This is a genomic window from Kribbella qitaiheensis (genome assembly GCF_014217565.1).
In the GTDB taxonomy this organism is placed as follows: Bacteria; Actinomycetota; Actinomycetes; order Propionibacteriales; family Kribbellaceae; genus Kribbella; species Kribbella qitaiheensis_A.
The window spans coordinates 1841173-1854731 of record NZ_CP043661.1 but is presented as its reverse complement, the minus strand read 5'-3'; the positions used below and the strand labels follow the sequence as shown (position 1 = coordinate 1854731).

The window sequence follows — 13559 nt, the reverse complement described above, 5'->3', positions numbered from 1 at the left end:
TTCAGCGGAGCGGGTAGTCCCGGAAGGATTCGCCGATGTCCACCATTCCTCTGCCCGCCAAGGCCAGCCTGAGTCAGCTCCGAGCGCGGGCCAAGGACCTGCGCCGAGCCGTCACGAAGGCGCGTCCGGACGCCCTTGATCGCGTCCGGGCGCACCATCCGGCGTACGGCGGTGAGTTCGATCCGGCGAGGTTCACGCTCCGGGACGCGCAGTTGACCATCGCCCGCGAGGACGGGCTGGCCGGCTGGAGTGAACTGATGGAGAAGGTCGCCACCGAACTGGCCGAGGGCCGCGAACTGCACCGGTACTTCGGGGTCGAGCTGAACAACGAGACCTGGGACCTGATGGAGCAGATCGACGAGACCAGTCCGCGCGGTGACCAGGAACGACTCCTGTACGGCGCGTACGCGGCCTGCCTGCACTGGCTCGAAGCCGGCAACGAGGCGAACCATGCCCGAGGCGAATACCTGATCGCCCGCGCCGCCCTCCGAATCGGCCGCGCATCCCTCGGCCTGGAACACGCCCAACGCTGCCTGGAACTGGTCCTCGCACACCCCGGCCAGATGTCCGACTGGGACAAACCTTTCGCCCACGAAGCTTTGGCCCGAGCCCTGGCAGCGACAGGCGCCCCGGACGCCGCCCAGGCTGAGCTGGCCCGAGCCGTCGAACTGACGACCCTCGTCGCGGACCCGGGCGACCAGAACGTCCTCCACACCGAACTGTCAAAGGAACCATGGTTCGGCTTGCGTACGTAGGTCTTGTGTCCCGAGGAACAGGTAATAGTCTTCAGATCCGCCGGCCCGCGTCTTCTCTGCGCCTCAGGTGCCGGGCGGCAGATGACTATTACCTGTCCGTCGGGACCGCCTGTGGACGACCGATTCACGCTCGGGGGCCCGGGGTTCCTAGACTGCGGGCAGCAGTTTCGGAAAATCAGCGACCCCGGGAAGAGAGCCATGTCCGGTCCCAACAAGAACTACGACCCGGTCGAGGTGACGCCTCTGCATGCCGTCGAGGTCGAACGGACCCGCGACGAGGCTGTCGACGCCTTCGCGAAGGCGGCCGACCTGGCCGCGTTGCAGGAGGCGAAGCTCGCCCACCTCGGCGACCGCTCGCCGATCGCGCTGGCGAACCGGGAGATCGGCGCGCTGCCGCCGCAGGGCCGCAAGGAGGCCGGGCAGCGGATCGGTTCCGCCCGGAAGGCGATCAACGAGGCGTACGCCGGCAGGCTCGCCACGTTGGAGGCCGAGCACGAGGAGCGGATGCTCGCCACCGAGCGCGTCGACGTGACGCTGCCGTGGCACACCCCCCAGCTCGGCGCCCGCCACCCGCTAAGCCTCATCTCCGAGCAGGTCGCGGACGTCTTCACCGCACTCGGTTGGGATGTCGCCGAAGGCCCCGAGGTCGAGGCCGAGTGGCTGAACTTCGACGCCCTCAACTTCCAGCCGGACCACCCTGCGCGCCAGATGCAGGACACCTTCTTCGTCGAGCCCGCCGGCGCCGGCACCGTACTGCGGACGCACACCTCACCGGTCCAGGCGCGGTCGATGCTGACCCGCAAGCCGCCGATCTACGTGATCTGCCCGGGCCGCGTGTTCCGCACCGACGAGCTGGACGCGACGCACACGCCGGTCTTCTACCAGGTCGAGGGCCTGGTGGTGGACGAAGGCATCACGCTCGCGCACCTCAAGGGCACCCTGGACCACTTCGTCGTCTCGATGTTCGGAGAGGGCCTGGAAGCGCGGCTGCGACCGAACTTCTTCCCGTTCACCGAGCCGTCGGCCGAGGTGGACCTGAAGTGCTTCGTCTGCCGCGGCGAGTCGGTCGGCAACCCGGACCGCCCGTGCCGGACCTGCGGCAGCGAGGGCTGGATCGAGTGGGGTGGCTGCGGTGTCGTCAACCCGCGCGTCCTGCAGGCCTGTGGCATCGACCCCGAGCGGTACTCCGGGTTCGCGTTCGGGATGGGCCTGGAGCGGACACTGATGTTCCGCAACGGCGTCGAGGACATGCGCGACATGGTCGAGGGTGATGTGCGGTTCAGCCGCCAGTTCGGGATGGAGATCTGATGCGGGTCCCACTGTCATGGCTTCGTGAGTACGTCGAGCTGCCGGCCGGTGTGACCGGGCGCCAGGTCGGCGAGAAGCTGGTTCGCGCCGGCCTCGAGGTGGAGACGGTCGACGAGGCGGGTGCCGGGCTGACCGGGCCGCTGGTCGTCGGCACGGTGCTCAGCTACGAGCCGGAGCCGCAGAAGAACGGCAAGACCATCCGCTGGTGCTCGCTCGACATCGGCAAGGACGAGCCGCAGTGGGTCGTCTGCGGCGCGAGCAACTTCGAGGTCGGCGACCTGGTCGTCGTCGTACTGCCGGGCGCGGTGCTGCCGGGCGGATTCGCGATCTCCGCGCGCAAGACCTACGGGCACGTCTCCAACGGCATGATCTGTTCGAGCTCCGAGCTCGGCCTGGGCGACGACGGGACACACGGCATCGTCGTGCTGGAGCCGGGCGAGGCCACCCCCGGTGACGACGCGATCGAGCTGCTCGGGCTGCGTGACGACGTGCTCGACATCGCCGTCACGCCGGACCGCGGCTACTGCCTGTCGATTCGTGGTGTCGCCCGCGAGGCAGCCACGGCGTACGGCGTGGAGCTGAAGGACCCGGCGGCGCTGAAGCTGACGGGATCCGAAACCGGCGGCTACCCGGTCCGGATCGACGACGCCGAGGCCTGCAGTGTTTTCGTGACGAGGACCGTCACCGGCATCGACCCGAAGGCGCCGTCGCCGCGCTGGTTGCAGCAGCGGCTGGTGATGTCGGGGATGCGGCCGATCTCGATCGGCGTCGACGTCACCAACTACGTGATGCTCGAGCTGGGACAGCCGATCCATGGTTACGACAAGGACCGGCTGACCGGCGACATCGTCGTACGGCGGGCGTCGGCCGGCGAGAAGCTGATGACGCTGGACGATCAGACCCGTGAGCTGGACGTCGAGGACCTGCTGATCACCGACGACTCCGGCCCGATCGGCGTGGCCGGCGTGATGGGTGGCGCGTCCACCGAGATCTCCGAGTCGACCACCGACGTGGTGATCGAGGCGGCGCACTTCGACCCGATCGTGATCGCGCGTTCGTCGCGGCGGCACAAGCTGTCCTCGGAGGCCTCGCGCCGGTTCGAGCGCGAGGTCGATCCGGAACTGCCGCGGTACGCCGCGCAGCGGGTCGCCGATCTGCTGGCCGAGCTGGCCGGCGGCACGATCCAGGCCGACGAGACCGTCATCGACACGCACCTGCTGCCGAAGCGGGTCACCATCCGCGCCGATCACGCGGCCCGCGTCGCAGGCGCGTTGATCAGCGTCGAGGAGACGGTCGCGCACCTGACCTCGGTCGGCTGCCTGGTTGCCCAGGGCAACGAGGCCGTGGCGTCCACGGGTGGTGCAGGCAGCGTCGCCGCCGCATCCGCCCCGGCGCAGGCTTCGCCAGTCGTCGGTGGGACGGACGGAGGTGCGGGCGACCACGCTGCCGCGCGGGTCGACGACGGTGCGGCGCGGGTCGACGACGGTGCGGCGCGGGTCGACGACGGTGCGGCGTGGGTGGACGACGGTGCGGCGTGGGTGGACGACGGTGCGGCGTGGGTGGACGACGGTGCGGCGCTGCTGACCTTGACTCCGCCATCGTGGCGGCCGGATCTGCGGGATCCCAATGACTTCGCCGAAGAGGTCATCCGGCTCTACGGGTTCGACAACGTGCCGTCGGTGCTGCCGAAGGCGCCCGGTGGTCAGGGCCTGACGGTTTCGCAGCGACGCCGGCGCCGGATTGCCACCGCACTGGTCGGCGCCGGACTGACCGAGGTCGTGTCCTACCCCTTCGTGGGCGACGCCGACTTCGACGCGATGGGTGTGCCCGCGGACGACGTACGTCGTACGACGGTCAAGCTCGCCAACCCGATCTCCGACGAAGAGCCGTCGATGCAGACGACCTTGCTGCCGACCCTGCTCCGGACGGCCGAGCGCAACGTCGGTCGTGGCTCCACGGACCTGGCGATCTTCCAGACCAGCTTGGTCTTCCTGCCCAGGCCGGACGCGAAGCCGGCGCCACTGCCGTCGGTCGCGCAACGCCCGAGCGACGAAGAGATCCAGACCCTGTACGACGCGTTGCCGGTCCAGCCGCTCCACCTCGGAGTGGTCCTGACGGGCGCGCGGACCCCCACCGGCTGGTGGGGAAAGGGGCAGCCGGCGAGCTGGCCCGACGCCGTGCAGGTAGCGAGGACGGTGACCGCTTCGGTCGGCGTCGAGCCGCAGTTGCGCAACGTCGAGCTGGCTCCGTGGCACCCCGGCCGGTGTGCCGAGGTGTCCGTCGATGGCACGGTGATCGGTCACGCGGGCGAGCTGCACCCGAAGGTCTGCCAGGCGTTCGGCCTGCCGCCGAGGTCGGCCGCGGTCGAGCTCGACCTCGATGCGCTGATCGCGGCCGGTCCGCAGTCGGTCACCGCCAAGCCGTTCTCGTCCTACCCGGTGGCGAAGGAGGACGTGGCGTTGATCGTCGCGGCCGACGTCTCCGCGAAGGATGTCGAGGCGGCGCTGGCCGAGGGTGCGGGGGAGCTGCTGGAGTCGATCCGGCTGTTCGACCTGTACACCGGTGAGCAGATCGGCGAGGGCAAGAAGTCGCTCGCGTTCGCGCTGCGCTTCCGCGCCCAGGACCGAACCCTCACCGAAACCGAGGTCTCCGAGGCCCGGCAGGCCGCAGTACAGGTAACCGTCGACCGCTTCAGCGCAGTCCAGCGAGTCGGCTAACCACCAGCCCTCCTACAACGGGGCCCACCTTACGGTCAACCACTATGCCCAACCACGCCCGTCCCAACCCGGTCGGCCGACCGCCAGCCACGCTGGTTCTAACCCGGTTGGCTGACCGCCAGCCACGCTGGTTCTAACCCGGTTGGCTACCCGACATCGCCATCACAGTTGGCCAACCCGAACGGGTCGCGAGCAATCACTCGCGACCCGTTCGCCTGCGGTCACTCCTGACGGGCCCCGCCCGCAGAGGCCAACCAGAGTCCCCAACCGGAAAGAATCCGCCGCTTCCATCCCAAAGCCAGCGACCGGGGAGCACGCCCCACCCAAAGGCACCAGCTAACCTCCCCAGTCACGCTCTCCGCGGCTTGACCAACCCCTATAGGGACACCCCTCGCAGTCCGGCGTCTTTGTGCACCCGCTGAGCACTCCGCCCCCGGAAAGCGCTCACCGGATGCACACAGGCTGGTAACCGACGCGGGCGGTCCGCGCCTTTGTGCACGGCCTGAGCATGCGATCGGCTTGGAACACTCAGCTGGTGCACAAAGACATCCATGCCACAGGCAACGCGGGCTTCCCAGACGCCGCGGCCTCGGAGCCAGCCAACCTCTCCCAATCACGCCCCGCAAGACTTGACCAATCCCATAGAGGGACACCCGGACAAGGGTGGTGCCGGACCGCCAGGCCATCAGTACTGCGGCCGCCGGTCACCGGTCACGCTCAAGGCGTCGGCCTGCCGCCTGGGTTCGCGCGGTACTGATGGCCTGGGGGTCCGTCCCTTCCCCGCGAACCCGAGTGGCCGCCCCCGCTCCCGCTTCCCCTGTCGCTTCCCCTGCCGCCGGACTTCGCCCTCCCGCTGGCCGCTGCCGCCTGCCGGCCAGCATCTGCCGGGTTCCTCGGCTGCTGACACGGTCTTCACCGGCTGCCGTCTGCCGGGTTGCTCGCCGGCTGGCGCGGTCTTCGCTGGCTCCCGCTTCCCCGGCCGGTGACGGGGTGTTCGGCCGCTGGCGGGCTTAAAGGGAGCTATCGGACGAAAACTGCGGTAGTGGGGTCGACGCCACCGGGGGAGGGGAGGGGGAGGGGTGCGGCAGGATGGGGGCGTGGAGCTGATGGGGAGTGGTGTGGCCTTGGGCATGGCATCGGGTGAGATGGCGGTGGCGGCATCGGGTGAGGTGGGGGCGGTGGCGGCATCGGGTGAGGTGGGGGCGGTGGCGGCATCGGCCGCGGTGGGGGCGGTGGCGGCCGCGGTGGGGGCGGTGGCGGGTGAGGTGGCGGCCGCGGTGGGGGCGGTGGCGGGTGAGGTGGCGGCCGCGGTGGGTGTGACCTCGAGGGCTGCGGGTCTGTTGCTGGGCGGGCGGGGCTGATGGCGAGGCCGAGGGTTGCGGTGGCGGCGCCTAACGCGGCTGCGGCCGAGGCGGGCGTGCGGCTGGCTGCCGAAGGCGGTAATGCCGTTGACGCCGCGATCGCCGCGACCTTCGTGACGATGGTCAACGAGATCGGCGTCGTCTCACCGGCGTCGGGTGGTTTCGTCACCTTGCAGGTCGCGGGTGGCGACGCGGTCACGATCGACGGCTGGGTGGAGATGCCCGGCCGCGGTCTGCCCACCGACAAGTTCGGCCGCGGCGTGTGGGACGTGACCACGGAGTACGGCGGGGGCACGACCACCACCGTCGGGCACGGGTCCGTCGCCACCCCGGGTGGGATGAAGGCGCTCGCCCTTGCCCACCAACGATCCGGCCAAGCACCGTGGAGCGAGGTCGTCCAACCCGCGATCGAGGTCGCGCGGCAAGGCTTCGCGCTGAGTCGCACCTCGGGGTACTACCTCGGCTACACGCACGAGATCATCTTCGGCTGGCATCAGCCGAGTCATCAGGTCGTGCACGACGACGACGGCGTGGTGATCAAGGCCGGCTCGATCGTGGTCATCCCTGAGCTGGCCGAGGCGCTGGAGCTGATCGCCAAGGACGGCGCCGAAACGCTCTACACCGGTGAGCTCGCCGAGTTGCTGATCCGCGACATGGCCGACAACGACGGCATCCTCACCGCGCAGGACCTCGCGGCGTACGAAGCTGTCGTGCGGCCGGCGCTGATTGTGCAGCAGAACGGCTGGAAGCTGGCGACGAACCCGCCGCCGGCCGTCGGCGGAGTCGCCGTCGCGGCGATGCTCTCGCTGCTGGACGGTGTTCCGGGCCAGGGTAGCTGGAATCCGGCCGAGCTCGAGCGGCTCGTCGAGGTGCAGCACGCGGTGTTCGGCCGCCGGCTGGCCGAGCTCGACGAGGAAGACGTGCGCAAGCTGGAAGGGCAGAAGCTCCTCGACCTCGCCTCCGGCGGAGATCTGCGCGCACTCAGTTCACCCAGTACTGCGACGGTCTCGGTGGTCGACGACGAAGGCGATGCCTGCGCGATCACTGTCTCGTCGGGCTACGGCTCTGGCGTGATGACGCCGGGCACCGGGATCTGGCTCAACAACGCACTCGGCGAGCAGGAACTTGTGCACGGCGGCCCACACAGCCTCGCACCCGGCACCCGACTGACCTCGAACATGGCGCCGAGCGTGGCCCGTCGCGACAGCGACGGCGCGGTACTGGCGATCAGCTCGCCCGGATCCGACCGGATCCCGACCGCGATCGCGCAGGTCTACGCGCTCTACACGCACGGCGGGCTGTCGCTCGAAGAAGCTGTCGAGCATCCGCGGTTGCACGTCCGCGTCCGCGAGGACGTCGTCGTCGACTACGAGGATGACCTCGCGGTCCTCGGTTCGACGAACCTGCCGACGCGGCCGATGCCACCGCATTCGATGTACTTCGGGGGAGTGGCCGCCGCCTTCTGGGACCCGGCCGATGGACTGCTCGCCGTTGGCGACCCACGGCGTACGGGAGCTGTTGCCGTCTCGGCGACCTGATCGCCTACGGTGACGGGCTGATGATGCCCGGTGAAATAACCGGCGAGTTCGGCTGAGCTGACAACAAAACACCCGGTTGGCCACGTGTGTATCAGTATGCTCGAAGTCGAGAACAGGCCAGTTCCAGCGGCCTCGGTCCAACGTCACCGCAGCGTTTACAGGCTGCTTCCATGGTTGTTGCCTGTACTGATAGCCACGTTTGGTGTGGCCTGGGTCGGGGTGCCTCTGACGGCTGTACTGCGGTATGACGGATTCTTCGTCGTCGGTGTGGTGCTGCCCGGAATCCTGGTCCTTCGCGTCGTTTGGCGGAGCACCGGAAACTGGGCGGAGGACGCCGGTCTGGGCGCTCCCGTCGGGATCGTCTTTCAGCTGGCCGGCTGGGGGATTTTCACCGCACTGGGCTTTGAGCACTGGCTTGTCGTCTGGCCCACATTCCTGCTCGCGGCGTTCGTAGTGTCGCCGCGCCTTCGGCGGTATTGGCGAATCGCCCGACCGGCACCGCTGCCGCTGAGCTGGTCGTGGGCCGTCGCGATCGCGATCGCGTTGCTGACGTTGGCCGCGGTCGCCGGTCCGTTGAGCTACCACCTTCTCCCGACCCAGGGCACGTCGCTCTATCAAGACCTGCTCTACCACCTGTCGATGGTTCATGAATTGATGCGATCGGTACCGCCACAGCTTCCGCAGGTGTCGGGGGAGTTGCTGGACTACCACTGGTTCGCGAACGCGGACATGGCAGCGGCGGCCGACGTCACCCGGCTCGCTCCTGAGCTGATCCTGTTCAGGCTCTGGCCGATCCCGCTGATCTTCGTCGTCGTCCTCCTGACGGCCGTGCTGGCCCGACAGGTCAGCCGTCAATGGATGACGGCGCTCTTCGCCGTCATCATCCTCGCCGTCCCGTCCACCGGGGTCCTGCTCGGGCTTCGGGGCCCTCTGCTCGACGGCACCGTGTTCTGGTACCTCAGCCCCTCACACAACTTCGCGCTGATCATGCTCACGGCGGCCGCGGTATTCTTGGTCGAGGCGCTGTACCGCTGCGGGCAACCGGGAGTCTGGGGACTCGCCGTGGCGATGGCGGTGGTCGGTGCCGGATCGAAGCCAACGGTGATTCCGATCCTGCTCGGTGGCGTCGGTATGTCCGGGCTCTATCTCTTCGTGCGGAAACGGGCTGTTCCCGGCCGATCGATGCTGACCTGCCTCTTGCTTGTGCTCGCCGGGATGATCGCGATGTCCACGGTCACCGGGAGCACCAGCGGTTCAGGGCTGCGGCCGCTGGCCGTACTGCGGGTCCAGCCGCAGTACAAGGCATTGACCGGAGACACCTCGCTGGCTGCCACCGGCGGTCGGCTGCTGGCGCCGATCGCGTCTGGACAGGTCACCGCGATCGTGCTTCTGCTGGCTCTGGTACTGGTCGGACAGCTTGGTCTGCTGGTCGGATTCGGCCTGGTGGCCAGCCGGCGGACGGCGACCGATCCGGCGGCCTGGTTCCTGATCGGCGGATTGACGGCCGGCTGGCTGGCCTTCGGCCTCGTCGATCACCCGTCGGCGAGCGAGTACTACTTCCTGCGCGGCCTGGTCACGTTCGCTGCGGTGGCGACGGCCTGGATGATTACCGTCGCCGTGCATGGCCGCTCTCCCCGGACGGTGGCTGTGCTGGGTCTAACGGGTCTCGGGCTCGGTTCGCTGATCGTTCGCGGTCAGAAAATGGTCGAGGACCCTACGCCGGGCACCGGCTGGGCGGCGATCGGAGCGCACAGCCGGGGCATCGCCGTGGCGCTCGGCGTCTTCGTGCTGGGCTGGATCCTCTGGCGCCGGATGCTGGCCGCCAGACCGGGACTTGCCGGGATGGGATTGCTGATTCCGGTGCTGATGGTCGTCGGGGTCTGGCTGACGACAGCCGTGGGAAACGCCTGGACCTATCAGCACTCGAACGCGCCGCACCACTACACGTCGAAGAACCTGCGGTACAGCCTGGAAGAGCAGGCTGCAGCACTCTGGCTCGGGGCCAACTCCGCACCGGATGACGTGGTCGCCACCAACACCGCCTGCTGGCCGAACCGCCGCGACTGCGTGTCACTCGGCTATCTGGTCAGTGGGCTGGCAGGGCGTCGGACGATGCTTGAAGGCTGGGCCTACACCCAGCAGGCGATGGCGGGGCAGGGCAACCATGGACTGGCTTACATGCGTCAGCCCGCGCCCTGGCAGGACCGCTGGCAGTTGACTGTTCAGTTCTTCTCCGCCCCGACACCGGAGTCGGCCCGCACCCTCCACGACGAATACGGCGTGCGGTGGATCTTCGCCGACCGCGCCGCGAACCTCAAGCTGTCGACGCGCCTGGGTGAAATCACTCAGTTGCGCTATCGGAACGCCACGGTGGAGGTGTTCGAGCTGACCGGCGATCCGGCTGCCGAGCCGCGCGCCAAGGCGAAGACCGGCAACGGCTAAACCCGGTGCGGGCGGCAACTTGCTGCCACTTTAGGATCAGAGACATCTTTTTGGGCGTCTTCGGCGTTCAACCTCTGGTTGCCGAACGAATGCCATGGAGGCCAAGCGGTTATGCGGGACACCGATCTCGAACTCTCCGTCGTCGTACCGATGTACGACGAGGAAGAGGTGCTCCCGATCTTCTTCGAGCGGATGCGCCCGCTGCTGGACGGCCTCGACGTGCGGTACGAGGTGCTGGTGGTCGACGACGGCAGCCGTGACGCCACCGCTTCCTTGTTGCTCGCCGCCGCGGTCGGCTGGCCTCAACTCCGGCTCGTCCGGCTGCTCCGCAACAGCGGCCACCAGGCTGCCTTGTCGGCCGGATTTCGCCGCGCCCGCGGCAAATATCTGGTCACCATCGATGCGGATCTGCAGGACCCGCCCGAGGTGATCGCCGAGCTGCTCGCCGCGGTGAAGTCCGCCGCCGTGGACGTCGTGTACGGCGTTCGCTCGGACCGGTCGAGCGACACCTGGGTCAAGCGGACCACCGCGCGGATGTACTACCGGCTGATGGGCCGCCTGGTCGGCAAGGACATCCCGTTCGACGCCGGCGACTTCCGGCTGGTCTCGCGCCGGGTCGTCGACGCGGTCAACGGTCTGCCGGAGGACGGCCGGGTCTTCCGGCTGGTGATCCCGTGGCTCGGCTTCCCCAGCACCGAGGTGAGGTACGTTCGCGCCGAGCGGGCGGCAGGCACCACGAAGTACGGCGTGGGCAAGATGTTCCGGCTCGCGTTCGACAGTGTGACCGCTTTCTCAGCGGCACCGCTGCGGCTGGCGACCTGGCTTGGCCTGCTGGGCGGGCTACTGTCTGGCTTGTTCGTGATCGGCGCACTGGTGATCAAGCTGTCCGGGCAGAGCATCCCGGGCTGGACGTCGACGGTGCTCGCCGTCAGCGTGATCGGTGCGATCCAGTTGTTGTGCCTTGGGCTTTTGGGGGAGTACGTGGCGCGCTTGTTCCAGTCGAGTCAGAAACGGCCGCAGTTCCTGGTCGGGTACGACAGCCTCGAGGACAAGGGCCACCAAGCCCTCGAAGAGGAATCAGTCAACTCTTGACCATCACCGTCGCTGCGGAAGCCAAGAGTGATTGGCGGCGCGCGACCGGTACGGCGTGGGCGCGCGGCCTGCCCTGGTTGGTGCCGCTCCTCGTCGCCGTCATCGGCCTGCTCACGGTCGACGTCCCGGTCGGTGCGATCCTGCGCTACCTCGCGTACTTCGGTCTCGCGATCGTCGTACCAGGTGTGCTGATCCTGCGCGCGCTCTGGCGGAGCACCGGCAACTGGGCCGAGGACATCGGCCTCGGCGGAGCCGTCGGAGGCACCCTCCAGCTGATCGGCTGGGGACTCTTCACCGCTCTCGGCCGGCAGAGCTGGCTCATCGTCTGGCCGGCCCTGGTGATCGTCGCGTTCGCAGCAGTGCCGGGTCTTCGGCACCATTGGCGGATCGCGGAGCCGAGACCCCTGCCGTTGCTGTGGACCTGGGGCCTCGTGATCGGGGCCGTCCTGCTGCTGGGCGGCGCCACCTTCGGCGTGATGGCGTACCACCCGATGCCGCCGAACGGTACGGCGTACTACCCGGATCTGCTCTACCACCTGTCGATGGTGAACGAGCTGACCCGGGCAGTGCCGCCCGAGCTTCCGCAGGTCGCCGGAGTGCGGCTGGACTACCACTGGTTCGCGAACGCGGATATGGCCTCGGCCGTGGACATCACCAAGCTCTCGCCGATCATCGTGCTCTACCGGCTCTGGTTGCTGCCGACCGTCATCGTCGCGCTGCTGGTCTTCGCGACCCTCGCCAGGACGGTCAGCCGCGCGTGGTGGACCGGCGTACTGGCAGCCGCGGCGTTCGCAGGTCCGCAGGTGCCGTTGTGGTGGGACACGAATGTCGACCTGTCGCCCCCGCTCAGCCTGCTCAGCCCGTCCCAGACCCTCGGCATGGTGATGGGCGCGGCCGCCGCCGTGTTCTTGATCGAGTTGCTGTTTCGGGGCAACCAACCGAAGACGCTCTGGGTGCTGGCGGTCGCGGTCGCACTGGTCGGCGGCGGTTCCAAGCCAACGGTTCTGCCGGTCCTGGTCGGCGCAGTCGGTCTCGCGGCGCTCTTCCTGCTGATCCGCGACCGGCGGCTACCGGCCAAGTTCCTCGCGGCCGGATCATTGCTGGTGGCATCGGCCGTCGGAACGATGCTCACGGTCGCCGGCAGCACCAGCGGCTCGGGCATCCAGGTGCTCGCCGTGGTCAAACTCGCGGCCGGGTACGGCGCGGCGAGCGGCGATCGGACCCAACCCGGACAAGGCGGCTGGATCCTGCCCGCGTTGTCATCCGGCAGCGTCCTGTCGATCATCGGTGCGCTGGTCGTCTTCGTCCTGGTGATCATTGCGCAAGCGACGGCCGCGGCAGGCTACGGATTGCTCGGTCCACGCGAGACCCGGCGCGATCCGCTTGCCTGGTTCCTGCTCGGCGCGTTGATCGCGGGCTGGGCCGGCTATCTGCTGGTGGATCACCCGTCGGTGAGCGAGACGTACTTCGTCCGTACCGCCATCCCGTTCAGCATCGCGGCGATCGGGTGGATCGCGGTCGTCCAGGCGAAGAAGCACCGCCCGACGCCATGGCTCGTTCCCGCGGCGCTGGGTCTCGGCGCGCTCTATGCGTTCGTGCTGCTGTGGGGGAAGACCAAGCCCCACGGCACGCAGTTCGGACGGATCGTCGAGGTCGCCCGCCCGCTGATCGCAGTACTGATTCTTACTGCCGTACTACGGCTCGCCTGGCCGCTGGTGGTGAAAGCGTGGCCGAAGGCAACCGGGCTCGGCGGAGTGCTCGCGTTGCTGACGATCCTCGCGGTGCCGACCGCGTCGGTGGCGGCGCAGAACCTCCATATCCATGGCGGTCACCAGTCGAAGACCTTCACCTCGAAGTTCTGGGAGGTTCATCCCGACGAGGCGGCGGCCGCGATCTGGCTGGCCCATCACTCGCGGCCGAAGGACATCGTGGCGGGCAACGCGTACTGCAGGCCGACCGGTCGGCAGCAGCCTGGTTGCGATGCGCGCGGCTACCTCATCAGTGGGATCGCGGGCCGCCGGACGTTGATCGACGGCTGGGCCTACACCTCGCAGGCGATGGCGAAGCAAGGCGCCGGCGGCGCGCGCTACACGAAGCAGCCGTCGCCGTGGCCGGACCGCGTCGCGATCACCGAGGAAGCGCTCTACGCGCCGAACCCGGCGGTGCTCCGACAGCTCCGGCACCAGTACGGCGTCCGCTGGCTCTACGCGGATCGCCGGGATGGCCCGGTCTCACCGCGGCTCGATCGACTCGCGTCCCTGCGACACCGCCAGGACCAGGTCGGGATCTACGAACTCACTGGTCCGCCGTAAGCGAGGTAGCTTGACGCTATCGGCGGACAGTGAT

At 68.6% G+C, this 13559-nt stretch carries 8 protein-coding genes; all 8 read left to right on the top strand.

Going from position 1 to position 13559, the window contains the following annotated elements; translation table 11 throughout:
* The first annotated feature begins 35 nt into the window (after nucleotides 1-35).
* Nucleotides 36-755, top strand: a complete 720-nt coding sequence (locus F1D05_RS08335; protein WP_185446729.1) for a hypothetical protein — start codon at nucleotides 36-38, stop codon at nucleotides 753-755.
* A gap of 198 nt (nucleotides 756-953) precedes the next feature.
* Entirely contained in the window at nucleotides 954-2063 is a 1110-nt protein-coding gene (pheS, locus tag F1D05_RS08330; protein WP_185446728.1) for a phenylalanine--tRNA ligase subunit alpha, read from the top strand.
* A complete protein-coding gene (pheT, locus tag F1D05_RS08325) occupies nucleotides 2063-4780 on the top strand; it encodes a phenylalanine--tRNA ligase subunit beta (protein WP_185446727.1) in 2718 nt (905 codons plus the stop codon). Before pheS ends, pheT begins: the two co-directional genes overlap by 1 nt.
* A 1097-nt stretch (nucleotides 4781-5877) precedes the next feature.
* Nucleotides 5878-6141: a hypothetical protein gene (locus F1D05_RS41895; RefSeq protein WP_195826161.1), complete on the top strand. Its 264-nt coding sequence runs from the start codon at nucleotides 5878-5880 to the stop codon at nucleotides 6139-6141.
* The gene (locus F1D05_RS08315; RefSeq protein WP_185446726.1) at nucleotides 6141-7679 is read left to right on the top strand and encodes a gamma-glutamyltransferase; all 1539 of its coding nucleotides are present in this window, start codon (nucleotides 6141-6143) and stop codon (nucleotides 7677-7679) included. Before F1D05_RS41895 ends, F1D05_RS08315 begins: the two co-directional genes overlap by 1 nt.
* A gap of 219 nt (nucleotides 7680-7898) precedes the next feature.
* Nucleotides 7899-10121 (top strand): hypothetical protein, encoded by a 2223-nt coding sequence (locus tag F1D05_RS08310; protein WP_185446725.1) that lies wholly within the window; start codon nucleotides 7899-7901, stop codon nucleotides 10119-10121.
* A 111-nt stretch (nucleotides 10122-10232) separates the two neighbouring features.
* On the top strand, nucleotides 10233-11213 hold the full coding sequence (locus F1D05_RS08305) for a glycosyltransferase family 2 protein (protein WP_185446724.1): 981 nt from the start codon (nucleotides 10233-10235) through the stop codon (nucleotides 11211-11213).
* Nucleotides 11210-13525 (top strand): hypothetical protein, encoded by a 2316-nt coding sequence (locus F1D05_RS08300; protein ID WP_246486519.1) that lies wholly within the window; start codon nucleotides 11210-11212, stop codon nucleotides 13523-13525. Before F1D05_RS08305 ends, F1D05_RS08300 begins: the two co-directional genes overlap by 4 nt.
* The last annotated feature ends 34 nt before the right edge of the window (nucleotides 13526-13559 follow it).